This is a genomic window from Neglectibacter sp. CSJ-5 (assembly GCF_032490475.1).
In the GTDB taxonomy this organism is placed as follows: domain Bacteria; phylum Bacillota; class Clostridia; order Oscillospirales; family Acutalibacteraceae; genus Hominenteromicrobium; species Hominenteromicrobium mulieris.
In genome coordinates this window covers 95,729-118,837 of sequence record NZ_JAVYJC010000002.1, presented here as the reverse complement: position 1 = coordinate 118,837, position 23,109 = coordinate 95,729, and the positions used below count along the sequence as shown (strand labels likewise).

Sequence of the window (23,109 nt, the reverse complement as noted above, 5' to 3'; positions counted from 1 at the left end):
ACAGATGCAAAGTATGTCTTTGCAAAAGAAAGGAAACAGAAAAAATGAAGAAAATGAAACTGCTGTGTGCGGCGTTGACCGTAATCATGCTGCTCACAGCTTGCTCCGGCAGCACCTCTTCTGCCGCAGAAAAGGTCATCGGCACTACGGATAAAGTTGTTGCGGCAGATACTTTAAAGCCCTTGGCAAAGGCCGACAAAGAAAAGCTCGGTTATCAGCTCGATATGCCGGAAAAAGGCGAGGAGATTTGTGTGCTGACAACGAACTACGGCACCATTCGCATGCGCTTTTTCCCGGATGCCGCACCGAAAGCCGTGTACAGCTTTAAATCTCTGGCGCTTTCCGGCTACTATGACGGCATCACTTTCCACCGCGTCATCGATGATTTCATGATTCAGGGCGGTGACCCGCTTGGCAACGGAACCGGCGGCGAGAGCATTTGGGGCGAGAATTATGACGACGAATTTCACGAAAACCTCGTCAACATCACCGGCGCGGTCTCTTGTGCAACCAGCGGTGCCAACACAAACGGCAGCCAGTTTTTTATAAACTGCACGGAACCGGGCAAAATAGACTGGGATACCTACGACCAGTATTATCAGGTCTATAAATCTGCACCGGAACAGTTCACCTCCATATACGGCGGCACGCTCAATATGGACAAAGTAACGGATGCCTACAAAGAACTTTACGATACAAACGGCGGCAACACACACCTTGACGGTGCATATTCCACCGCAGGTACCGGACATACCGTGTTCGCACAGGTATTTGACGGCATGGACGTGGTGCGCAGCATCATGGGCGTTGAGACCGACTCGAACGATAAGCCGCTTGAAGACGTCACCATTCTCTCCGCAGAAATCGTACCCTACGAATAAATTTCTTAAACAAATTTAGTATAATCCCAAATCATTTTAAGGAGGAAGTTTCCATGGCAATCGTACATCCCACAGCTGAAAATTTCGGCGCATTGATCCGCGATAACAAGCTTGTTCTTGTAGACTTTTTTGCAACATGGTGCGGCCCGTGCAAAATGATCGCACCGTTCATTGAGGAAGTTGCAGATGAATACGAGGGCAAGGCCGTCGTCGCGAAGATCGACGTTGACGAAGCGCAGGAAATCGCCGCCGAATACGGCATCTCCAGCATCCCGACCGTCATCCTCTTTAAAGACGGCGCACCCATCCACACCGAAGTCGGCGCACACGATAAGGCTTTTTACGCAAACCTCATCGAAATGCACCTGTGAGGCCGCGCCATGTTCACCTTTGAGCGCAAAGCGAATTACTACGAGACCGACCAAATGGGCATCGTGCACCACTCGAATTACATTCGTTGGTTTGAGGAAGCCCGCTTGGAGATGCTACGCGCTATGGGACTGCCGTACAAAAAAATGGAAGATAACGGCATTCTGATCCCCGTGCTGGGTGTTTCGTGCAGCTACAAGCACCCAATTCGCTTTGATGAGACGCTTGTGCTTACACTGCGCATTCAAAACTACAACGGTGTACGCTTTGAAATGGCGTATGAGGGGCACAGCAAGGAGACCGGACTTTTGAGTTGCACCGGCACTTCGCAGCACTGCTTCACAACATCCGCGTTAAAGCCGATCCGTATGCAGAAGCATTTTCCCGCATGGCACGAAGTATTTCTTCAGGCCGCAGAGCAGGACAAAGCAGAGTAATTCAAAACACAAAAATGCCCGCCGGGCTGACCGATGTGATCGGAAAGCCCGGCGGGCATTTTTATAAATCTTTAGTTTTATTCATGCCGCAAAGCATCGATCGGGTTCAGGTTTGCCGCCTTGAAGGAGGGGAGAAGCCCGAAGATGATGCCGATGACCATGGAAAACACCACGGCAATAATGATGGAAGGCACGCTGATGGCAACCGGAGCAGACGTCACGTGCGATATGATTTCCGCAAGACCGATACCGGCACCCACGCCCACAATGCCGCCAAGGCTTGTCAGCACAGCGGCTTCCGTTAAGAACTGCCACAGAATGCGGCTCTTTTTCGCGCCGATGGCTTTTTTCAGACCGATCTCTCGCGTACGCTCCGTAACGGAAACGAGCATGATGTTCATAACGCCGATACCGCCGACGAGCAGGGAGATGCTCGCAATCCAGATGAGCTGCGAATTTGTGGAGCTGCTGAGATCCTGCAAGTCCTGCGCCTGCTTTAAAAGATCCTGTGCCTGATACTTGATCTCGCTGTTCGTCACGTTCGTGTTCATGATCTCCGCCACAGCCTTGCCGGCATCCGTCATGGCTTCCGTATTGGAAACGCGAATGGCCACGTTCTGCGGCTCATCGAACGAATAGAGCGCCGGCCACATGGAGCTTGGCACGAAAATACGGGATGCAGAGCTGTTCGAGTAATACGTATAATACTCATCGATGGAGTTGATGACGGGCTCAAACTTGCTGTCTTCATCCACAATGCCAACCACCGTAAACGGAATGCTGCTGATCTCGATCGTTTTTCCGATGGGGTTTTCGCCGTCAAACAGCGAATCCGCCGTATCGGCATCGATGATGGCTGCCGCGTGGAAATCCGTAAAATCACTGTCCACAAAGGTGCGACCGCTTTTCAACACCAACCCATTCGTCGTGAAATAACTGTTATCCACGCCGAAGACCTGCGAGCCGGAAATGCTGTTGTTGCCGTAGTAAACGGAGTTGTTGTAGTCGCTGCGGCTGGTATAGAACGCCGCATCTTCCACATTTTTTACGGACTTGATTTTTTCCATCGTGGTCTCGTCACGCACAGGGATGCCGTCCGGCAAGCCGTTATACAGCATTTCGTACTGATAATCGCCCTGATACAGCTGAATCTGCACCGTGTTTGTGCCGGAGCCGATGAGGTTCTTTTTGATTTGCTCATTCGTGCCCTTGATGGTGGACACGATGGAGATGATAGAGGCGATACCGATGATGATGCCGAGCATCGTCAGGAACGAGCGCATTTTGTGCGACCAGATTCCCTGAAATGAAAGTCTGATATTTTCAATCATGCGTCAAGTCCCCTTGCGTCGATGCCGTCATTTTCGTCTGTGTTTTCTTCCATGCCGTTCGCCTTGGCACCATCAATTGCCGAAGTGCCGTAGGGGAAAGCCACATAATCTTCTTCCGTCAAAGTATCGCTCTTGATCTCCAGATACTGGTTGTAGATCGTCTTGCCGGTTTTGATATACGTTTTATGCACACGGTTATCGTCGCCGACCTTCAAAACATACTTGCCGCCGTCATCGCTGCGGATATACGCTTTAAAAAGATATATTGCATTGCTTGCGTTATCCGAGGCCGCCTGCAAAGTAATATCAAGGCCCATGCCGTTTTTCAGGCCGTCCGCGTCGGCAATGCGCGCTGTAAACTGGTACGTAGAGCTGTTTGGGTTTGAGGAGCCGTCATAGTAATAATTGGAATTGTCATTCGGAAAATCAGAGATCTGTACAATCTCTGCCGCATATATTTGTCCATTCTCCCAAGAGCTCGCCGTGACCGTGTCGCCGACATGCACCTTGCCGAGCAGCGATTCGTTTAAGGATGCCGTTATATAGAAACCGTCGCCGCCCGAAACCACGAGGAACGGGGAGCTTGTGGACATCGCCGTATCGAGGTCTGTGAGCGACTTCACAACGCCGTTCACGGTCGATTTTATTGTAGCATTTTCAAGATTCAGCTTCGCTTTTTCAAGGTCATGCGCCGCCTGTTTCACATTCAGCTTTAAATCTTGAATCTTCTGCTTTTTATCGGCGATCATCTGCTGCAATTCTTCCGCCGTATACATGGAGCCGCCGGTGTCGTAGCTGATGCCCGGGTCGGCGTCGGAGAGATCCGGCATTTGAATGTCATCCGGCTCGCGGATAACTTCATTAAAGAAGCCTGCGGAAATCTTATCGCCGTTCATCTGCCAGCCCTTTACAAGCGGCAGGTTTTCGTTAGCCTGTTCATGCACTTCAAAGCGTGCGACAAACGGGCCGTCCGGCAGTGTGAAATCAGGCTCCGGCGTGGGTACGCTTTCGCCGCCGGTCTCATTCGTTTTTGTGAATGTCATCTGCTTGAACCACGCCATACCGGAAACCGTTGGCGCTTCCGTGGGTTCAATAGGCGCGGGAGTAGGGGCTTCCGTGGGTTCTATGGGCGCGGGGGTAGGGGCTTCTGTCGGCGCTGTGGTGGGCTCCGCAGTCGGTTCGGGGGTAACCGTCGGCTGCGGCACCGCCGTGGGCACTTCACTCGGCTGTGCCGTAGGCTCTGCGCTCGGTGTGGGGGTCGGGGTAGGGGTAGGGGTCGGGGTCGCACGCGGATCTGTCACGCCGAGCAGCTTCAAAAGAAAGCCCTTCGTCAGCACAGCATCTTCTGTGCAAAGAAAGACATACGGGTCTTCCTCCGTACCGGCACCTTTAAACGGCTTCGAGTGCTCTGTAATCTCCGTATACAGTTCTGCCCGCGATTCCGGCACCGGCGTGGGGGTGGGTTCCGGCTCGGGCTCCGGGATGACCGGCGCCACATACGGGGGCGTATTCTGGAGCTTCGTAAGTTCTTTTTCGGCCTGCTCCAGTTCATATTTCTTCTTTTTTTCTTCAAGCGCCTTGCTCTCTACCGTCAGCTGGAGCTTTGTCGTATCGTACTGCAAAAGCGTATCGCCGATCTTGACGGTATCGCCCTCTTTGACGAAAATCTTAGAAATAGCTTTTTCTTTATCGGGGTAAAGTTCCTGCACAAAGTCACTTGTAGCATTACCGTAGGTGCTGGACTGGTCGCCCCAATACTGTGTGGAGATATTTGAAACCTGCTCCACATCCACCGTGGCATTTGCCGCCTTGCCGTTCACCGCGACCGTCACGCCGGTGATGATCAGCGCGATCACGATCACTACGGAGACCACCGTGATAATGACTTTTTTAAGTGGGAAATTTGCCGGCAGATTCATGCTTCCGCCTCCTTTTCCTCGGGGATATGTTGTTCCGCAAACTGACCGTCGCGAATATGCAGCACACGCTTTGCGTGGTTTGCCACATCGAGATCATGCGTGATCATCACAACGGTCACACCCTCGTCGTTGAGCGTCTGGAACAGCTCCATGATTTGCGCGCCGGACTGGCTGTCGAGTGCGCCGGTCGGTTCATCGGCTAAAAGAATTTTCGGATTGTTGACGATGGCGCGGGCGATCGCGACGCGCTGGCACTGGCCGCCGGAAAGCTGGTTCGGCTTAAAATCCACACGGTCGCCGAGACCTACACGCTCTAAAGCACGCACGGCACGCGCACGTCGCTCTTTTTTCGGCACACCTGCGTATAAAAGGGGAAGCGCCACATTTTCCGCCGCGCTCTGGCGAGGCAAAAGATGAAAGCTCTGGAACACGAAGCCGATGGAGTTGAGGCGAATTTCCGAAAGCTTCGATTCGCTGCTGCCGATGATATTCTCACCCGCAAGTGCATACGTGCCTGAAGTCGGCAGATCAAGGCAGCCGATGATATTCATCAGCGTCGTTTTGCCGGATCCGGACGGGCCCATGATGGCGACATATTCGCCCTCATCCACAGAAAGCGAAATGTCTTTTAGAACCGGCACTTCCATTTTGCCTTGGATATACGTTTTATAAATGTTGTGCAGCTCTAAGATCATGCCGTAGCACCCCCGATAACGGTTCCAAGACTCGCCGCACCGTCATTTTCATAGGTGGTCACGCCATCTGCCGTGCTTGCTTCTCCGGCTGCTGTGTCTGTTTCGCCCTCTGACTCCGTTACGGCACCTTCTGCGGGCATGGGGTTGTAGCCGTTCGGGTTGCCGTCCATATCGCTGCCGTTTTCTGCGGGCATAATACCGTTTGCATCGTCCGTTTTGGCATCGTTCATGTCACCGTTTGCGGCATCCATATCTTTGGAATCGTCACCCTGGTTCTTATAGGAAATATCGTCCGTAGCATACATGCCGCTGTGCACACGGTCTTCCACAACGGCCAAGCGATCATCTGCCGTCACGCCGGACGTAATCTCATATTCGGAAAGGGTATCGTCAAACTTGCCGAGCTGCACTTCACGCTTTTCGATGCGATTCTTATCGTTTACGGCCCAAACGTAGTTTTTGCTGCCTTCGTTGAGAATATAGTAGCTTGGCAGCCAAATTCCGGTCTTCACGTCTTCGGCCTCATCCGGCTCCACGTAAACGTGCTGACCGAGCATGAGACCTTTGAAATCATCGAGCACAAGGTAGAAGTTATACTTTGTCGCCTTTGTAAACGAGCTTTCGGAACCGTAGGAAATACCGCTGTTGTTATTATCGTTTGCGGCTTCGCGTTCAATGCTCTCCACGGTGCCCGTCCAAGTCTGCTCCGGGTCTACGCGGGAGACGACCTTCATTTTCATGCCCTCCTGCAAGGAATGGATATTCAGCTCCGTTGCCGTGCCTTTTACACGGTAAGAACCCGTCGCGAGAATCGTAATATACGCGTTTGAAGAATTGCTGCCGCTTGTGTTGGAGTTGGAACCGTTATTGATCTGCTTCACAACACCGGTCATTTCTGCCACGACATCCGTATTTTCAAGCGATTTCTTGAGGTTTTCAATCTCTTTCGCCTTCGTAGACTGATCGTATTCCGTCGATTTCACTTCAAGCTGCGCAGACTGAATCTGTAGGGTATAGGAAAGCTGTTCGTCGGAAGACGCTTTGTTCTTTTCCTTCTGCAGGGAATCAATCTGCTGGTTCAGCGTGGAAATGCGGTTTTTAAGGCTTTCCAGCTGTAACTGCGCCTCTTCAAGCTGCATTTGCAGGTCGTCCGTATCGTAGCTGAATAGCTTATCGCCAACTTTCACTTCCTGGCCGACCGTCACATACAGCTCTGCGATTTTCTTTGTATCGTCCTTCTGCACGGAGAGCGTCTTTTCCGGCTCCACAACGCCGGAGTATTTCGCCGTCATACCAAGTGAACCCGTGCCGGTGATGTCCGCAACGCTCGTCACATAAACCATCTCATTTGGGTCGCTCGGCGCAACGCTGCCGCCGCGGAAGAAAATGAGCCAGATTACAATACCGATCACGATCACAGCGCCGACGGCAATACCGGCGATTGTGAAAATCTTTTTCTTAGTCATAAAGTCAGTCCTTTCCTCCGCGCAAAACACCCGGCGCGGACTCTCTGATGGTTCTATTATACAGGTAAGCCAAAAAATAAACAACTTAAGAAACTCTTACAAACGCAAAAGATTTGCAAAAATCGCGCTCTTGACCGCGCGTAAAATCGGGGGTACAATGGTATCGATATAGAAAGGGAGGATCTGTCTTATGAAAAATGAACACATCGCTTCATCTGTAACCGAGCTCATCGGCAAAACACCGCTTCTGCGTGCGTCCCGCTTTGCGGCAGCCGCAAACATTTCCAACGCGCCGCTTTTGAAGCTTGAATATTTAAACCCCGCCGGCAGCGTAAAAGACCGTGCGGCACTGAAAATGATTGAAGACGCCGAAAAGACCGGCAAATTGAAGCCCGGCGCGGTCATTGTAGAGCCAACCTCCGGCAACACGGGCATCGGCCTCGCATCTATTGCAGCGGCGCGCGGCTACCGCGTGGTGCTCACCATGCCGGAAACCATGAGCGCCGAGCGCCGCAAGCTGCTCTCCGTATACGGCGCGGAAATCGTACTCACACCGGGCAAAGACGGCATGCGCGGTGCGATTGAAAAGGCGGATGAGATCGCGAAAAGTACACCCGGCAGCTTCATCCCCGCACAGTTTGAGAATCCCTCAAACCCTGCCGCACATTATGAAACGACCGGTCCGGAGCTTGTACAACAGACAGACGGCAAACTCGACATTTTCGTTGCGGGCATCGGCACCGGCGGCACTATCACCGGCACGGCGCGCTATTTAAAAAAGCATCTGCCACAGGTACACACCGTCGGTTTGGAACCGGCGACTTCACCGCTCATCACACAGGGCAAAAGCGGTGCGCACGGCTTACAGGGCATCGGCGCAAACTTCATCCCGAAGAACTACGATGCTTCCGTTGTGGACGAAGTGCTGACCGTCACGGATGAAGAAGCGTACAAAATGGCAAAATTATTGGCACGCACAGAGGGCATCCTCGTCGGCGTCACGTCCGGCGCGGCGCTTGCCGCAGCCGTGCGCCTGCTGCGCATGCCCGAAAATGCAGAAAAAACGCTCGTGGCGCTCCTGCCCGACAGCGGCGACCGTTATTTTTCCACCCCGATCTTTGAATAAACGAAAAGGAATTTCATTTTATGGCAAAAAAATACTACGCCGTCCGCGCCGGGCGCAAAACCGGCATTTTTGAAACGTGGGATGAATGCCGTGCGCAGACGACCGGCTTTAAAGGCGCGTCGTTCAAAAGCTTTCCAACGCTTGCAGAAGCCGAAGCCTATATGCGCGGTGAAAACGATCTGACGAAAGCCACTCCGGCAGAAAGCTCGACCGAAGCGCCTGAAGAAGACGGCGCCGTGGCTTACGTAGACGGTAGCTACCACATCGGCACAAAGGAGTTTTCCTGCGGTGCTGTGCTGTTTTTAAACGGCGAAGAGCTGCATTTTTCCGAAAGATTCACCGACCCCGACCTTGCCGAAATGCGCAACGTGGCAGGGGAGATCAAGGGCTCCGAAACTGTTCTGCGCTACTGCATCGAGCATGATGTGCTCTCCGTGACAATCTACCATGATTACGAGGGTGTAGCAAAATGGGCAACGGGAGAATGGAAAGCAAAAAAGCCCGGCACCATTGCGTACCGCAAATTCTGTGCCGCAGCCGCAAAGCACATCCGTTTCCGCTTTGTGAAAGTCAAGGGGCACTCCGGCGACAAATACAATGACCTCGCCGACCGTTTAGCGAAAGACGCGCTCGGCATTCAGTAAAACAACATAGCAAAAAGGCGAGCTGCACGGAGTTGTGCGGTTCGCCTTTTGTTATACATTACGGAATTTCAGGCGCAAGCTTACGCGTTTTTCGCTTCGTCGTACGCGTCCTTAAAGCGCTGCATCGCGGCGTTGAGCATCTTTTCGGGACCTGCGAGGTTTACACGTGTATGCATGGTGCCGCCCTGCGAGAACAGCGTGCCGGCGTCGCAGAAAAGATCATGCTTGCGCAGGAGCTTATCGAGCGCTTCATCGTCGAGACCGAACGTCGTGCAGTCGATCCACATGAGGTACGTGCCCTGCAGATCGCTGTATGTAACGCCCGGGCAGTTTACGTCGATGAACTTGCAGAAGTTCTTGTAGTTTTTGTAGATAAGGTCGATGACTTCTGCAAGCCAACCTTCGCACTCCGTGTAGCCGAGACGGCAGGCCTCAAGGCCGAGCGCACCGGCAGACGGCGTGAAGTGTTGCTGTAAAATACTCTGGAATTTTGTTCTCAGTTCTTCATCGGGAATAACAATATTCGAGGTCTGGAGCGTCGCAAGGTTAAACGTCTTGCTCGGCGCGGTGCAAACAAGATACTTCGGCAGTGCATCCTTGCAGGCGTTTGCAAATGCCACGTGCTTATGACCCGGCATGATGAGGTCGGAGTGGATCTCGTCGCTGACAACAATCACATTGTGCTTTGCGCAGATGGCGCCGAGCTTTGCGATTTCGTCTTCCGTCCAAACGCGGCCAACCGGGTTGTGCGGATTGCAGAAGATAAACATCTTGTTTTTTTCTTCTGCGCACAGCTTCTCAAAGAGGTCAAAGTCAATCGTGTATGTCTCGTTCGTGTTGATGAGCGGGCACTCCACGTTTTTTCTGTTATTGTGCTCAATGGTCATTCTGAACGGATAATAAACCGGCGGCATGGTGATAACGCCGTCGCCGGGATCGGTATAGGCCAGAACCGAAACAGCCAGAACCGTTACGACGCCGTGTGTAGAAACAATTTCTTCTTTCTTAATATTCCAGTCGTTGCGACGCTTCATCCAGCCGCATACCGCATCGAAGTATTCCTCTGTGGGGCCGGTATAGCCGAGGATATGCGTATCGATGTACTTTTTCAGACCCTCTACGATCTCCGGCGGGTTTTTCAGCTCCATATCCGCAATGGAAAGCGGTGCAACGTTTTCCGGCAGGTTCGGATGCTCTTTTGTCATCTCGTCCCATTTGCCGGAGCCGGTGTTTTTTCTGGAAACCAGCGTTTCAAAATCATGGATCATTGGTAATTCCTCCCATTCTAAAATAAGGTAATCTACTTTCAAACGGTCTTATTCAACCTCAAGGTCTGCAAAAGAGAAGGTGGTGCAGTCTACAAGACCGCGGTCGGTCAGGCGCAGTTCCGGCAGGCAGGCGAGAGGGATTAAAGCCATCGTCATAAACGGAGACTGAATGTCGCAGCCGATCGTTTCCCAAGCTTTGCCGAGGTCCTCGACGAGCTCGTCCATTTCTTCAGCGGACTTTGTGTTCATGAGACCCGCAAACGGCAGCGGAACACAGCCAAGCACCTTGCCGTTCTGCACAATACACTCACCGCCGCCGCACTGAATGAGTGTGTTTGCAGCAAGTGCCATATCTTCGTCATTCGTGCCGACAACGAGCAGGTTGTGTGCATCGTGTGCAACGGTGGAAGCCATTGCGCCGCACTTGACGTGGAATCCCTTGACAAAGCCAACGCCGTGCTTGCCGGTCTTATTGTGGCGCTCGAAGACGAATGTCTTCAAAACATCCTGCTCCACATCGCTCTTTAATTCGCCGTTTTCAACCTTGAGTTCAACGTGACGCTCATAGTCGCCGACATGTACCGGGATAATCTCGATCGCACGGACGGTTGCCGTGCCAACCTTATCGGTATGTACCTTAAAGGTTTCCGGGGTGATCGTCTCGCCGACGTGCATCGTGTCGAGTGCCCATGCGGGAAGCTCAGACTTCGGCAGGTCAATCGTCAGCTTGCCGTTTTCTGCAACAACGTCGCCGTCGATGAGCACGCGGGTGACACGGATGTCTTTTTCGTTATCAATAAATACGATGTCCGCGCACTTGCCCGGGGTGATGGAGCCGAGCTCGTGATCCATCTGGAAGCATTGTGCGCAGTTGAGCGTGACCATCTGGATGGCCGTGACAAAATCGATACCGAAGGAGACGGCACGACGCACGATGTGATCGAGATGACCGTTTGCAACCAGCGTATGCGGGTGGGTATCGTCGGAAATCATGGTCGCAAATCGGCTGTCCACTTTGTGCTCCGTGATGGCCTTGGAGACCTCCTGCAGATCGTGCCAAGCGGAGCCCTCGCGCAGCATGGCATACATGCCGAGACGCATTTTTGCGAGTGCGTCCTCCGCACGGGTGGATTCATGACAGCAGCGCACGCCGCTTGCAATGTATGCATTGAGGCCGCACCCCGTCTCCGGGATGGAATAGTGACCTGTGATGATTTTGCCGGCTTTCAACGTTTCGCCGGTGATGTTGTGCGTCGGCTCCGCGGAAGCGGTGATGCCCGGGAAGTTCATCATTTCGCCTAAACCAACGGTATAATCGTGCTTCATTTCCGAGGCAATATCCGCGGCGGTGATCTCCGCGCCGGAATCCTCAAATCCCGGAACAGCCGGAACGCAGGAGGGGGTCGTCAGCATAGCCTTGAGCGGAGTCTTTTCCGCCTCTTCCGCCATCAGGTCAACGCCTTTAAGGCCAAGCACATTGCAGACTTCGTGCGGGTCATAATAAATCCCGACGGTGCCATGGGGGATAACGGCCTTTGCATATTCAATCGGCGTCATCATGGAGGACTCAATGTGGATATGACCGTCAAGGAAACCCGGAGCGATAAGCTGACCCTCGGCATCGATGACCTTTGTGCTTTCACCGATGCAGTGTGCGGCATCGCCGACAAGTGCAATACGGCCGCAGGAAATTGCAACATCGATGTTGTCGAGGATTTCATGCGTGCAGACGTTTACGAGACGCGCATTGCGAATGACCGTCTCTGCGGGCTTTCTGCCCATCGCAACGTCGGAAAGCGTGCGGGAGCACTCCCAAAGCTGGGTCTTACAAAACTTGAACATAAAAAGTAGCTTCCTTTCTTTTATCAAGAAAAACACAACGGAAAAACGCTGCGTTTTTAGCTTTATTTACTCTATCGGGTTCACGGGATTTTTGCAGAACGAATTCATACAGCACAAAGCACATTTCGGATTACGCGCTGTACAGACCGCTCTGCCGTGTAAAACGGTACGGTGACAAAAGTCGTTGCTCTCCTCCGGCGGCAAGACTGCGCGCAGGTCTTTTTCGACTTTGAGCGGCACGTTGCTTTCGGTCAGACCGAGTCGTCCCGTGATACGGATGCAGTGCGTGTCCGTCACAACGGCAGGTTTTTTGTAAATGTCGCCCACAACGAGATTTGCGGTTTTGCGTCCCACACCGGGCAGCTTTGTCAGCTCATCCACCGTGTCCGGAATCACGCCGTTATACGAATCGCGCAGCACATGGCACATAGCAAAAATATCACGAGCCTTTGTTTTATATAACCCGCAGGAGCGGATGAGCTCCGCAATTTCTTCCTCGCTGCCCTCGCAGAAGGCTTCCAGCGTAGGGAAGCGGGCAAAAAGCGCCGGTGTAACGAGGTTCACACGGGCATCCGTACACTGTGCGGAAAGTCGCGTCGCAATGAGCAGCTGCAGCGGATCCTGATATTCAAGCGAACATACCGCGCCGGGATATTCTTTTTTCAGCGCTTCCACAGCAAGAAGCGCACGTTCCTTTTTTGTCATACAGACCTCCGAAAAAGCGGCGGGCAAGCCCGTCTGAATGCTTTACGTTTATTCTACAACTTTTTCATTCGGTTGACAATACCGGAAAAGGGTGGTAAATTTATTTTTATTGAAAGACCGACAAATAACCGCAAAGGGGAAAAAGAATGTCTGCGTTTACCTTAAAGCTCATCGCACTCGTCACCATGATCATCGACCATGTCGGGGCGATTTTCTTCCCGCAGTTTATCTGGCTGCGCTATATCGGGCGGCTTTCTATGCCGATCTACGCGTTTTTGCTCGTGCAGGGCTACATGCACACACGTAATTTTAACCGCTACGCATTGCGCATGGGTATTTTTGCTTTGCTCTCCGAAGTGCCGTATGACCTTTTATTTCAGGGTACATGGCTTGAGTTTCAGCGGCAAAATATCCTGTTCACGTTTTTAACGGCGCTTTTTGTGATGAAACTTTTAGATGCTTCCGCGAAAAGCCGCAATATTTTCATGTTCATCGGCGCAGTGATCTTGACAATCCTGCCGTATTTCCTGCATTTCAGCTATGGCGTTTACGGTGTTTTAACGGTGCTTTGTTTCTATTTGTTCCAGAAGTACCGCGGTATTGATGCCGTGGCGTTTGCGGCGCTGACCTACGGGCAATATACGCAGGACGGCAACACGACACAGCTGTATGCCATCGCCGCCGCGATCCCCGTACTGCTCTATAACGGCAAGCGCGGCGCGCTTTCGCTCAAATATTTTTTCTACATCAGCTATCCGGCACATATGTTATTGCTTTACGCCATCCATTATGTGCTTGCAAATCATCTATTGCCATTTTAAATGGAATAGGGTATAATTTAGTGAAGTACTGCGGCACATAAACCGCAGAGCATATTATTTTTAGAAGGGAAAGATGAAGTATGTACGGTGATCTTCTGAACACGATCGGTTTTGTTGAAACCGCAGACCCCGAGGTCGGCGAAGCGATGGAGCTGGAACTCAAACGCCAGCGCCGCAATCTGGAGCTGATTGCTTCCGAAAACATTGTGTCTCCTGCCGTTATGGCTGCGATGGGCACGGTACTCACAAACAAATATGCTGAGGGCTACCCGGGTCACCGCTATTACGGCGGCTGTGCAGATGTAGACATTGTGGAAAACATCGCCCGTGAGCGTGCTTGCCGTCTGTTCGGCGCAGAGCATGCCAATGTGCAGCCGCACTCCGGCGCACAGGCGAACCTTGCCGTATATTTCGCGCTGCTTCAGCCGGGCGATACCGTGCTCGGCATGAACCTTGCAGAGGGCGGCCATCTGACCCACGGTTCTCCTGTCAACATGTCCGGCGCCTACTATAATTTTGCGGCTTACGGCGTTGACCCCGTTACGCACCGCATCGATTACGATAAGCTCATGGAGCAGGCGTGCGAACTTAAACCGAAGCTCATCGTCGCCGGCGCAAGCGCATACCCGCGCGCGATCGATTTTAAGAAATTCCGCGAGATTGCCGATGCATGCGGCGCGTACCTCATGGTCGATATGGCGCACATTGCGGGTCTTGTTGCGGGCGGTTGCCACATGAACCCGGTGCCGTATGCTGATGTCGTCACCACAACAACGCATAAAACGCTCCGCGGCCCGCGCGGCGGCATGATTCTCTGCCGTGAGGAGTACGCGAAAAAAATCGACAAAGCCATTTTCCCGGGCACGCAGGGCGGCCCGCTGATGCACATTATCGCCGCAAAAGCCGTGTGCCTCGGCGAAGCGCTGAAGCCGGAGTTTAAGACCTATGCCGAGCAGACCGTAAAAAACGCTAAAGCGCTTGCCGAAGGCCTTACAAAACGCGGCATGAAGCTCGTTTCCGGCGGCACGGACAACCATCTGATGCTGCTCGATCTTTCCGACGGCGAGCTGACCGGCAAAGAGCTGGAGCGCCGACTCGACGAAGTGTATATCACCGCAAACAAGAACACGATTCCGAACGAGCAGAGAAGCCCGTTCGTCACAAGCGGCGTGCGTCTCGGCACACCGGCCGTCACCACGCGCGGCCTGAAGGAAGCCGATATGGACGTCATCGCGGAGTGCATCCACCTGTGTGCGACCGATTTTGACAACAAAGCCGACGCCATCCGCGCAAAGGTCACAGAGCTTTTGAGCAAATATCCGCTTTATAACGACTAAAAGGAGAACACGATGAACGCACCGCTTGCAGACCGCATTCGTCCGAAAACGCTCGATGATGTGGTGGGACAACAGCATATTCTCGGCCCTAATAAGGTACTGCGGCGCATCATCGAATCCGGCACTATCCCGAATATGGTGTTTTACGGGCCGTCCGGCGTAGGGAAAACCACCGTGGCGTCCATCATTGCAAAGCAAAGCCACATGCACCTGTGCAAGTTAAACGGCACCACGGCCTCCACCGCCGATATTCGCGACGTGGTGGCGCAGGTAAACACACTGCAAGCGGTAAACGGCGTTTTGCTGTACCTTGATGAGATCCAGTATTTCAACAAAAAGCAGCAGCAAACGCTCTTGGAGTTCATCGAAAACGGCAGCATCACGCTGATCGCTTCCACAACGGAAAACCCCTATTTTTACGTATATAACGCCATTTTGAGCCGCTCCACGGTGTTTGAGTTCAAGCCCGTGGAAAAAGAGGAGGTCGCCCGCGCCGTAGACCGCGCATTCCGCATTTTGTCGGAAGACCTCGGCGAAGAAATCCGGCTCGAAGACGGCGTGACCTCGTATATCGCTTCCGCTTGCGGCGGCGATGTACGTAAAGCAATGAACGCGGCAGAGCTTTGCACGGCTGCCGTACGAAGCGAAGACGAGCCGCGCATCACCATGGAACTTGCAGAGCAGCTTACACAGCGCAGTGCCATGCGGTATGACCGAGACGGCGACGCGCATTACGATATTCTTTCGGCGTTTCAAAAATCCATGCGCGGCTCCGACCCCGACGCGGCGCTGCATTATCTCGCACGGCTTTTGGAAGCGGGCGACCTCGCCTCTGCATGCCGCCGCTTGATGGTGTGCGCCTGCGAAGACGTGGGCCTTGCGTGGCCGCAGATCATCCCCATCGTGAAAGCGGCCGTAGACGCCGCCATGATGGTCGGTCTGCCGGAAGCGCGCATCCCGCTTGCGGATGCCGTCATTTTAACGGCGACGGCGCCGAAATCGAACAGCGGTGAATCTGCCATAGATGCCGCCATGCGCGATGTGAAGGCCGGCAAACTCGGTGTGATCCCGCGCACGCTGCAAAACGTGCATTATGACGGTTCAGATGTCGCTAAAAAAGGCCAGTTTTACCGCTATCCGCACGATTACCCGGATCATTGGCTCGACCAGCAGTATCTTCCGGATGCCTTGCTCGGCGCTTCGTACTATCACTACGGAGACAACAAAAACGAGCAGGCGTTTAAAGCGTATTGGGAAAACATAAAACGAAAGCACAGCTCATAAACTCTATTAACATAACGGAAGGAAGTGCACCGCCATGAACCCGGCAGTCCTTAAAAATTTGTCATACGGCATGTACGTCATCGGCACAAAATATAACGGCCGCCCGAACGCCTGTGTGGCAAACTCAGTCATCCAAATTTCCAGCAGCGACCCCGAAAAAGTGCTCATTGCGCTGACAAAAGATACGCACAGCTGCACCGCAATCCGCGAAAACGGCATTTTTACCATTTCTGTACTCTCCACAGATACACCTGCCAGCGTCATCGGCGCACTCGGTCTTGTCAGCGGTAAAAATGCAGACAAGCTGAAAAACATCCGCCACAAGGTGCTCATTGAAGGCGTGCCCGTCGTAAAGGAGAACACCTGCTGTTGGTTTTTATGCAAGGTCATCTCCGGCATGGACGTAGGGCAGGAGATGGTCTTCGCCGCCGAGATCATAGCGGGCAGCGACAGCGCCATCGGCACGCCGATGACGTATGATTTCTACCGCAGTGAAATGCACGGTCTGTCGCCGGTCGGCTCGCCGACCTATGTGCCACCGGAAAGCACGTTTGATAAGAGCAGCGGTGAAAGCTTTGTCTGCTCCGTGTGCGGCTATGTGTACAGCGACCCGAACTTCAGCTTTGAAGAACTGCCGGACAACTGGGTGTGCCCGGTCTGCAAAATGCCGAAAAAGGCATTCGTGCGCAGAAATTAAACAGCTTTTTCCATACTACGAATGAAAGGATTTTTCGATAGACTGCGCATCGCGCGCTATTGGAACCAAAAGACTCATGCAGAAAAATTCTCCGCTTCACGTTTTGGTCATTCCCACATGGTACCCAAACGGTGAGGATAAACTGATCGGCGTTTACCACAAGCTGTTCTGCACGGCACTTGCGGAATACGGCGTAAAAACCAACATGCTCTATGCAGACCGACAGGGACTGTCTTCACTGCCGAAGTACCCCACGATGCAGAAGGTCTACGAAGAATCGAACACCGGCTATGTGACATACTGCCGCCGTATGCTGGACATCTCCAAATTCAGCGCAGACGCACAGCTCAACGCTTACTGCCGCACCGTTGAAAAGCTTTACAAAGCCTACGTGAAGCAGCACGGCAAGCCGGACATTCTGCACGCACATGTCACCGTGCCCGCCGGATACGCCGCTGCAAAGCTCGGCGAAAAATATCATATTCCGGTCGTCATCACGGAGCACTCCTCATATTTTGAGCGCTTCTTTGAGGGTAGCACCGCAAAATACGGACTCTATGCTGCACGGCACAGCGTGATGACCTGCGTCAACGGCTATATGACGGACATTTTAAAAGAAAAGCACAATATACCTGCCGAAGTTCTGCCGAACATCGTCAACACCAAGGCATTTCGCGGCGCAAAAAAACCGAAAGACCCGGCACATTTTCGCTTGACGACGGTTTCCGCACTGCGCCCCGGCAAATGCATGGAAGACGCTTTGCAGGCCTTGAAGCTCTTGTGGGAGCAACACCCGGAAAAATCGTTTTTGTATACGATTGTCGGCGACGGGCAGGAGGAAGCGTTTTATAAAAAGACCGCATCTGAGCTCGGGCTGAACGACATTGTATCCTTTGTCGGGCGCAAGACCGAAAGTGAGATTGCGGAGATTTTAAGCCAGACCGACGCCCTTTTGATGGCTTCGGATATTGAGACGTTCGGCATTCCTGCCGTGGAAGCACTCGCGGCCGGCGTGCCGGTGATTTCTACACGGTGCAAAGGCCCGGAGAGCTTTTTGAGCGATGACTGCGCCGAGTTCTGCAATGTGCATGACCCGAAAGATATGGAAGATGCAATTTTGCGCATGGCTGCACGGTCGGACACACTGGATGAAGCCAAAATTCGTGCTGCGGCAAAGCCGTTTGACAGCGTCGCCGTTGCCGAACACGCCGTACAAATTTACCGTGAAGCGCTCGAAAACACAAAATAAACAAAAATAGAGGAGCCTGCGTTTCAAAACGTACAGGCTCCCTTTTCTTTAGGAAAGACCGCGCAGGCCGGTGCTTGGGAGGTCACCTAAATTGTTGCTCTCCTTGCCGTCCGGTATGCTGCGCAGATATTCACTGCCGTTGCGGCTCGCAATCGCCACGCCGCGGATGCCGCCCTGCTTTGCAAGCGCCACGCCGTCCGCCTTGGAAAGCACCGTGCCATCCGAAAGCTGGTAGCCGGAGATCTTGCCATTCGTGCGGATCAGCTTCATGATGGTCTTCGCATCCTTGTTCGGTACAGGGTTCATAATGTTGATATTGGCAGGCAGGTTGCCGATCCTCTGAGACATAAAACGATGTTCCTTTCCGTTTGTAATTTTGTTTTGTCCTTTCCGTTTTTCCGGCGCAGCCAAAAGCTGTACGTACCGATTAAGGCTTTTATAAGCGCCGCTGTGCCTATTGTCTCTCCACATACGGTGAATATGCAAAAAGCACGAAAAAACGGGCGAAATTTTGGCGTGGAGCGTTGCAAAGGCCACCGAAATGCGCTATAATAAGACCATAATGACTCGCGCTGCGGTTTTTACGGGATTGCCCGTGCCGGGCGCTAAAAACACAGGAGGCTTCCATGAATTCATGCGATAAGCAGCAGCTTAAGATCACGGCTGCCAAAGTCAGACTTGGAATCATCGAAGGCGTTTACAACGCCAAATCCGGCCATCCGGGCGGTTCCCTTTCCGCTGCGGATATTTTCACCTATCTCTATTTCAAAGAACTGCACATTGACCCGCAGAACCCGAAGGATCCGGACAGAGACCGTTTTGTTCTTTCCAAAGGTCACTGCGCACCGGGTCTTTACGCTGCACTGGCACAGCGCGGCTATTTCTCTGTGGATGAGCTAAAAAAACTCCGCCACATCGGCGCTATGCTGCAGGGTCACCCGGATATGAAGGGCACCCCCGGCATCGATATGAGCTCCGGCTCTCTCGGTCAGGGCATTTCCGCTGCGGCAGGCATGGCGCTTGCCGGCAAGATTGATAACAAAGATTACCGTGTTTACTCTCTGCTCGGCGATGGCGAGATTGAAGAGGGGCAGGTTTGGGAAGCTGCTATGTTTGCATCCCACAACAACCTCGATAATCTCTGCCTGATTGTCGACTTCAACGGCCTGCAGATTGACGGCCCGGTCAGTGAAGTTGCCGGCCCGGAACCGATCGACAAGAAGTTCGAGGCTTTCGGCTTTGACGTACAGACCATCGACGGACACGATTTCGACGCCATCGAAGCGGCTTTTGCACATGCAAAGACCGTTAAGGGCAAGCCGAGCGTCATCATTGCCAAGACCGTAAAGGGCAAGGGCGTTTCCTATATGGAAAATCAGGTCGGTTGGCACGGTACCGCGCCGAACAAGGAACAGTATGAGACCGCTATGCAGGAGCTCACCGCTGCACTGCATGAACTGGAGGGCTGCTGATATGGCTGAAATGGTTAAAAAGGCAACAAGAGAAAGCTTTGGCGAGACCGTTACCGCGCTCGCCGCTGAATACCCGGAGATCGTCGTTCTGGATGCAGACCTTGCTGCTGCCACCAAGACGGGCATCTTCAAAAAAGCATACCCGGAACGCTTCTTTGACTGCGGCATCGCAGAGTGCAACATGGTCGGCGTTGCTGCCGGTCTGGCCACCTGCGGTAAAATTCCGTTTGCGGCGTCCTTTGCCATGTTCTCCGCAGGCAGAGCGTTTGAGCAGGTCCGCAACTCCGTTGGTTATCCGAAGCTGAATGTCAAGATCGTCGGCTCCCACGCCGGCATCTCTGTCGGTGAAGACGGCGCTACACATCAGTGCTGCGAGGACATCGCACTCATGCGCACCATCCCGGGCATGGTCATTCTGAACCCCTGCGATCATTACGAAATGCAGGCCGCGGTTCGCGCTGCTGTTGAGCACAAGGGCCCGTGCTATATCCGCCTCGGCCGTCTGGCTGTGGAAAGCATCAACAATAATGACGATTACAAGTTCGAACTTGGCAAGGGCATCACGCTGCGCGAGGGCACGGACATCACCGTTGTTGCGACCGGTCTCATGGTACAGGAAGCCGTTAAGGCTGCCGATGCACTGAAAGAAGAAGGCATCAGCGTTGAAGTCATCAATATCCATACCATCAAGCCGCTCGATGAAGAGCTTGTTATTGCTTCCGCAAAGAAGACCGGCCGTGTCATCACGGTTGAAGAGCACAACATCATCGGCGGTCTCGGCGAAGCGGTCTCCACCGCACTTTCCGAGCATTGCCCGACGCCTGTCACGCGCATCGGTGTCAACGATGTGTATGGCCACTCCGGCCCGGCTGTGGATCTGCTGAAGGAATTCGGCCTTTCTGCAGAGCATATTGCAGAGGTCATCAGAGAAAAGCTCGCAAAGTAAGCTTTTCCGCAGGCTTCCGCTTTAAAACCGCATAAAAGCAATTTTGCTCCCTTTACAGGAACTGTGTGCATCCGCACGGTTTCCCGTAAAGGGAGCTTTTTTATATTCAAAGCCCCCGCAGTAATAGTAAAACGTCTTCGCTTGACGGACACAATGAAAAAGCAAAAATAAATGTCTGCTTTCACAAAGAATTCGACCACTTTCTTTTTTCTCGCATTGTACAATAACGGTATCAGCACCGGTACAGATACATTTCATCTTGCTATACGGAGGTTTAGAATGTGTAAAAGCAAAACACCGCGCTTTTCGGCACATCTGCTGCATTTGACCTTGTTCAGCAAATTTGTGTCAAAAAAACGTGAAAATTCCGCGATAAGCGAAGACTTTTCCGAATACAGGCGCAAAAAAGTATTGATTGCGGCAAATCATTTTTATATGCTGTACCGCTTTCGACGGGAGCTGATTGAAGAGCTGCAATCCCGGTATGAGGTAATCGTTGCAGCGCCGTTTCAAACCGGTGAAGAAGTGTTTGAAAGCATGGGCATACGCTGCACGGAAACGAAAATGCAGCGGCGGCGCGTGCAGGTGCTTTCTGAATTGCGTCTTTTACAGGCGTACAAACGTGTTCTTTGTCTGGAAAAGCCGGATCTCGTGCTTACATACGCCATTAAGCCGAATGTATACATGGGTTTTCTCTGCACGTGCTACCGCATTCCGTTTTACGCCACCGTACAGGGACTCGGCAGCGCTTTTCAGCGCCCGTGGCTCAGCTGCGCTGCCACATTCCTTTACAAGCTTTCGTTTCTGCGTGTACAGAACGTATTCTTTGAAAATCAGTCCAATGCGGTAGAATTTTGCCGCAGACACATCCTGCCACCCGAAAAAGAGGTCGTTCTGCATGGTGCAGGTGTAGACCTGAACCGCTATATCTACACGCCGTACACCGCTCACGATCCGCCGCGATTCCTGTTCGTCGGCCGTTTGATGCGCGAAAAGGGGGTAGAGGAGCTGTTTTGCGCCGTGCGCAGGCTGTGGACAGAGGGCTTTCACGTGCATTTGCAGCTGCTCGGCTTTTTTGAGGAGCAGTACAGGCAAGAGGTAGACCGCCTGATTTCCGGCGGCATGACAGAATTTTTCGGCTTTCAAAAAGAACCGCTGCCGTTTTACCAAAACTGCGACTGCGTAGTGCTGCCAAGCTACCATGAGGGCATGAGCAACGTGCTGCTAGAAGCTGCCGCCGTCGGCAGGCCCATCATCGCGTCCGATATTCCCGGGTGCAGGGAAGCCGTAGAGCACAGCAAAACCGGCCTTTTGTGCCGCGCAAAAGACGCGGACAGCCTATATGTTGCCATGCGTGCGTTTTTGGCGCTTTCCGCAGAGCAAAAAGCAGCACTTGGGCAAAACGGCCGCCGCAAAATGGAGCGTGAATTCGATAAAGCGAGCGTTGTTGCAGAAACACTGCGCATCGTCACCGCCGAAAAAGCGGCACCGCAGCCCCGGCGCGTCACGGCATAGAGGAGAACACATGTCCGGTTATATTTGGATGCTCCTTTGGCTTCTGATTTACACGGCGCTCTCCGCCGTGTTGGAAGTACAGCAAAGCGAAACTGTCTGCGGCGTGCAGACAGTGCGGTTCACGAAGCTCTGGGCAACGCTCGGCGTGCTGCCGCTGCTCATCTTCTGTACGCTGCGCGGTGATATCGGCGATACCTATAACTACATGCACGCGTTTTCCGAAATGCCGAGCACATTCAGCGCGCTGCCCGATTACATCCAGTCTTTACAGAAAGATCACGGCTTTTTCCTGCTTTCCGCACTCATCAAGCTTTTGTGCGGCGGGCAGGTGCGCGTTTGGTTTTGCATTCTCGCTGCGCTTCAGCTCTGGCCGCTCGTTAAAAACTATCGGCTTTATTCGGAAAGCTACTGCATCAGTCTGCTTTTGTTCATCGCTTCCACGGATTATATCTCCTGGATGATGAACGGCATGCGGCAATTTTTGGCGGCGGCGCTCGTGTTCGCCTGCTGTCCGCTTTTGCTGCGCAAGAGATACGGACAAGCCACGCTCATCATTCTACTTGCCGCCACACTGCATGCCTCGGCACTGTTCGCACTACCGTTTGTTTTTCTCACACGCGGAAAAGCATGGAACCGAAAAACGCTTTTGTTTCTTCTGCTCACTGTTTTGGTCGTGCTTTTCATCGACCGCTTCACAAACATTTTGGAGCTGCTTTTGCAGGAAACGCAGTACAAAAATGTCGTCAGCGATTGGAAAGGCTTTGAGGACAACGGTACAAACCTGCTGCGCGTACTGGTCTACGCTGTGCCGACGTTGCTTTCTTTGATCGGTTTACGGTTTATCCGTGCAGAAAATGACCCACTCATCGACCTTTGCGTCAACATGTCCATTGTATCGACCGGCATTTACATTCTCTCCGCGTTCACAAGCGGCATTTTTGTCGGGCGGCTGCCCATATACTTTTCACTTTATAACTACATTTTGCTGCCATGGGAGCTGCACCACATGTTTTCAAAACGCTCCGTGCGCATTTTAACCGTGATGATGCTCATTTTTTATCTGTTTTTCTATTTCTACGGGCTGAAGACCTTCGGCCTTTTATAA

Annotated in this window: 22 protein-coding genes; 14 read left to right on the top strand and 8 right to left on the bottom strand. The window is 52.8% G+C overall.

The annotated features are described in order from the left end of the window. Positions 1 to 44 precede the first annotated feature (44 nt). The 3 genes from R2K26_RS04640 to R2K26_RS04630 are packed head-to-tail and all read left to right on the top strand — an operon-like array spanning position 45 to position 1,687. Complete coding sequence (locus tag R2K26_RS04640; RefSeq protein ID WP_316518995.1) at positions 45 to 881, top strand: peptidylprolyl isomerase; 837 nt, start codon at positions 45 to 47, stop codon at positions 879 to 881. A 53-nt stretch (positions 882 to 934) separates the two neighbouring features. Next, positions 935 to 1,252, top strand: coding sequence for a thioredoxin (gene trxA, locus R2K26_RS04635; RefSeq protein WP_316518994.1), 318 nt, complete (start codon positions 935 to 937; stop codon positions 1,250 to 1,252). 9 nt (positions 1,253 to 1,261) lie between these two features. Beyond that, on the top strand, positions 1,262 to 1,687 hold the full coding sequence (locus tag R2K26_RS04630) for a thioesterase family protein (protein ID WP_316518993.1): 426 nt from the start codon (positions 1,262 to 1,264) through the stop codon (positions 1,685 to 1,687). Positions 1,688 to 1,764: 77 nt separating this feature from the next. Here R2K26_RS04630 and R2K26_RS04625 read toward each other — a convergent pair whose 3' ends face one another. The 4 genes from R2K26_RS04625 to R2K26_RS04610 are packed head-to-tail and all read right to left on the bottom strand — an operon-like array spanning position 1,765 to position 7,098. Then, a complete protein-coding gene (locus tag R2K26_RS04625; RefSeq protein ID WP_316518992.1) occupies positions 1,765 to 3,018 on the bottom strand; it encodes an ABC transporter permease in 1,254 nt (417 codons plus the stop codon). Continuing rightward, the gene (locus R2K26_RS04620) at positions 3,015 to 4,937 is read right to left on the bottom strand and encodes a biotin/lipoyl-binding protein (RefSeq protein WP_316518991.1); all 1,923 of its coding nucleotides are present in this window, start codon (positions 4,935 to 4,937) and stop codon (positions 3,015 to 3,017) included. Before R2K26_RS04620 ends, R2K26_RS04625 begins: the two co-directional genes overlap by 4 nt. Then, positions 4,934 to 5,632 (bottom strand): ABC transporter ATP-binding protein, encoded by a 699-nt coding sequence (locus R2K26_RS04615; protein ID WP_316518990.1) that lies wholly within the window; start codon positions 5,630 to 5,632, stop codon positions 4,934 to 4,936. The genes R2K26_RS04620 and R2K26_RS04615 overlap by 4 nt, the downstream gene beginning before the upstream one ends. Continuing rightward, a complete protein-coding gene (locus R2K26_RS04610) occupies positions 5,629 to 7,098 on the bottom strand; it encodes an efflux RND transporter periplasmic adaptor subunit (protein ID WP_316518989.1) in 1,470 nt (489 codons plus the stop codon). The genes R2K26_RS04615 and R2K26_RS04610 overlap by 4 nt, the downstream gene beginning before the upstream one ends. Positions 7,099 to 7,288: 190 nt before the next feature. On the opposite strand from R2K26_RS04610, the gene cysK reads away from it, so the two are divergent. Further along, entirely contained in the window at positions 7,289 to 8,224 is a 936-nt protein-coding gene (gene cysK, locus R2K26_RS04605; protein WP_316518988.1) for a cysteine synthase A, read from the top strand. A gap of 20 nt (positions 8,225 to 8,244) precedes the next feature. Continuing rightward, positions 8,245 to 8,868, top strand: coding sequence for a ribonuclease H family protein (locus R2K26_RS04600; protein WP_316518987.1), 624 nt, complete (start codon positions 8,245 to 8,247; stop codon positions 8,866 to 8,868). 80 nt (positions 8,869 to 8,948) lie between these two features. On the opposite strand, the gene R2K26_RS04595 is transcribed toward R2K26_RS04600, so the two are convergent. From R2K26_RS04595 to nth, 3 genes are all read right to left on the bottom strand, one after another. Further along, positions 8,949 to 10,136 carry a MalY/PatB family protein gene (locus tag R2K26_RS04595; protein WP_308448375.1) on the bottom strand — a complete coding sequence of 396 codons (1,188 nt, stop codon included), beginning with the start codon at positions 10,134 to 10,136 and terminating at the stop codon, positions 8,949 to 8,951. Between the two features lie 48 nt (positions 10,137 to 10,184). Beyond that, on the bottom strand, positions 10,185 to 11,978 hold the full coding sequence (gene ade, locus R2K26_RS04590) for an adenine deaminase (RefSeq protein WP_316518986.1): 1,794 nt from the start codon (positions 11,976 to 11,978) through the stop codon (positions 10,185 to 10,187). A gap of 66 nt (positions 11,979 to 12,044) precedes the next feature. After that, entirely contained in the window at positions 12,045 to 12,683 is a 639-nt protein-coding gene (gene nth / locus R2K26_RS04585; protein WP_308448373.1) for an endonuclease III, read from the bottom strand. A 146-nt stretch (positions 12,684 to 12,829) separates the two neighbouring features. Here nth and R2K26_RS04580 point away from each other — a divergent pair, with 146 nt between their 5' ends. The 5 genes from R2K26_RS04580 (at position 12,830) to R2K26_RS04560 (ending at position 18,071) form a co-directional block, all read left to right on the top strand. Then, complete coding sequence (locus tag R2K26_RS04580) at positions 12,830 to 13,504, top strand: TraX family protein (RefSeq protein ID WP_316518985.1); 675 nt, start codon at positions 12,830 to 12,832, stop codon at positions 13,502 to 13,504. Between the two features lie 80 nt (positions 13,505 to 13,584). After that, positions 13,585 to 14,841 (top strand): serine hydroxymethyltransferase, encoded by a 1,257-nt coding sequence (gene glyA, locus R2K26_RS04575; protein ID WP_308448371.1) that lies wholly within the window; start codon positions 13,585 to 13,587, stop codon positions 14,839 to 14,841. Positions 14,842 to 14,853: 12 nt separating this feature from the next. After that, the gene (locus R2K26_RS04570; RefSeq protein ID WP_308448370.1) at positions 14,854 to 16,125 is read left to right on the top strand and encodes a replication-associated recombination protein A; all 1,272 of its coding nucleotides are present in this window, start codon (positions 14,854 to 14,856) and stop codon (positions 16,123 to 16,125) included. Between the two features lie 34 nt (positions 16,126 to 16,159). Continuing rightward, entirely contained in the window at positions 16,160 to 16,822 is a 663-nt protein-coding gene (locus tag R2K26_RS04565; protein ID WP_176819960.1) for a flavin reductase, read from the top strand. Positions 16,823 to 16,898: 76 nt separating this feature from the next. Next, entirely contained in the window at positions 16,899 to 18,071 is a 1,173-nt protein-coding gene (locus tag R2K26_RS04560; RefSeq protein WP_316518983.1) for a glycosyltransferase, read from the top strand. A 48-nt stretch (positions 18,072 to 18,119) separates the two neighbouring features. Here the strand turns inward: R2K26_RS04560 and R2K26_RS04555 are convergent, their stop codons facing one another. Next, complete coding sequence (locus R2K26_RS04555; protein ID WP_308448368.1) at positions 18,120 to 18,419, bottom strand: DUF3892 domain-containing protein; 300 nt, start codon at positions 18,417 to 18,419, stop codon at positions 18,120 to 18,122. A gap of 278 nt (positions 18,420 to 18,697) precedes the next feature. Between R2K26_RS04555 and R2K26_RS04550 the strand changes: the two genes are divergently transcribed. From R2K26_RS04550 to R2K26_RS04535, 4 genes are all read left to right on the top strand, one after another. Further along, positions 18,698 to 19,543: a transketolase gene (locus R2K26_RS04550; RefSeq protein WP_316518982.1), complete on the top strand. Its 846-nt coding sequence runs from the start codon at positions 18,698 to 18,700 to the stop codon at positions 19,541 to 19,543. 1 nt (position 19,544) lies between these two features. After that, positions 19,545 to 20,489 carry a transketolase family protein gene (locus tag R2K26_RS04545; RefSeq protein WP_308448366.1) on the top strand — a complete coding sequence of 315 codons (945 nt, stop codon included), beginning with the start codon at positions 19,545 to 19,547 and terminating at the stop codon, positions 20,487 to 20,489. A gap of 411 nt (positions 20,490 to 20,900) precedes the next feature. After that, positions 20,901 to 22,004, top strand: a complete 1,104-nt coding sequence (locus R2K26_RS04540) for a glycosyltransferase family 4 protein (protein ID WP_316518981.1) — start codon at positions 20,901 to 20,903, stop codon at positions 22,002 to 22,004. 10 nt (positions 22,005 to 22,014) lie between these two features. Continuing rightward, on the top strand, positions 22,015 to 23,109 hold the full coding sequence (locus R2K26_RS04535; RefSeq protein WP_316518980.1) for an EpsG family protein: 1,095 nt from the start codon (positions 22,015 to 22,017) through the stop codon (positions 23,107 to 23,109).

Coding starts and splice junctions, on each gene's coding strand:
- R2K26_RS04640 (WP_316518995.1), top strand. CDS start 45: ATGAAGAAAATGAAACTGCTGTGTGCGGCGTTGACCGTAATCATGCTG.
- trxA (WP_316518994.1), top strand. CDS start 935: ATGGCAATCGTACATCCCACAGCTGAAAATTTCGGCGCATTGATCCGC.
- R2K26_RS04630 (WP_316518993.1), top strand. CDS start 1,262: ATGTTCACCTTTGAGCGCAAAGCGAATTACTACGAGACCGACCAAATG.
- R2K26_RS04625 (WP_316518992.1), bottom strand. CDS start 3,018: ATGATTGAAAATATCAGACTTTCATTTCAGGGAATCTGGTCGCACAAA.
- R2K26_RS04620 (WP_316518991.1), bottom strand. CDS start 4,937: ATGAATCTGCCGGCAAATTTCCCACTTAAAAAAGTCATTATCACGGTG.
- R2K26_RS04615 (WP_316518990.1), bottom strand. CDS start 5,632: ATGATCTTAGAGCTGCACAACATTTATAAAACGTATATCCAAGGCAAA.
- R2K26_RS04610 (WP_316518989.1), bottom strand. CDS start 7,098: ATGACTAAGAAAAAGATTTTCACAATCGCCGGTATTGCCGTCGGCGCT.
- cysK (WP_316518988.1), top strand. CDS start 7,289: ATGAAAAATGAACACATCGCTTCATCTGTAACCGAGCTCATCGGCAAA.
- R2K26_RS04600 (WP_316518987.1), top strand. CDS start 8,245: ATGGCAAAAAAATACTACGCCGTCCGCGCCGGGCGCAAAACCGGCATT.
- R2K26_RS04595 (WP_308448375.1), bottom strand. CDS start 10,136: ATGATCCATGATTTTGAAACGCTGGTTTCCAGAAAAAACACCGGCTCC.
- ade (WP_316518986.1), bottom strand. CDS start 11,978: ATGTTCAAGTTTTGTAAGACCCAGCTTTGGGAGTGCTCCCGCACGCTT.
- nth (WP_308448373.1), bottom strand. CDS start 12,683: ATGACAAAAAAGGAACGTGCGCTTCTTGCTGTGGAAGCGCTGAAAAAA.
- R2K26_RS04580 (WP_316518985.1), top strand. CDS start 12,830: ATGTCTGCGTTTACCTTAAAGCTCATCGCACTCGTCACCATGATCATC.
- glyA (WP_308448371.1), top strand. CDS start 13,585: ATGTACGGTGATCTTCTGAACACGATCGGTTTTGTTGAAACCGCAGAC.
- R2K26_RS04570 (WP_308448370.1), top strand. CDS start 14,854: ATGAACGCACCGCTTGCAGACCGCATTCGTCCGAAAACGCTCGATGAT.
- R2K26_RS04565 (WP_176819960.1), top strand. CDS start 16,160: ATGAACCCGGCAGTCCTTAAAAATTTGTCATACGGCATGTACGTCATC.
- R2K26_RS04560 (WP_316518983.1), top strand. CDS start 16,899: ATGCAGAAAAATTCTCCGCTTCACGTTTTGGTCATTCCCACATGGTAC.
- R2K26_RS04555 (WP_308448368.1), bottom strand. CDS start 18,419: ATGTCTCAGAGGATCGGCAACCTGCCTGCCAATATCAACATTATGAAC.
- R2K26_RS04550 (WP_316518982.1), top strand. CDS start 18,698: ATGAATTCATGCGATAAGCAGCAGCTTAAGATCACGGCTGCCAAAGTC.
- R2K26_RS04545 (WP_308448366.1), top strand. CDS start 19,545: ATGGCTGAAATGGTTAAAAAGGCAACAAGAGAAAGCTTTGGCGAGACC.
- R2K26_RS04535 (WP_316518980.1), top strand. CDS start 22,015: ATGTCCGGTTATATTTGGATGCTCCTTTGGCTTCTGATTTACACGGCG.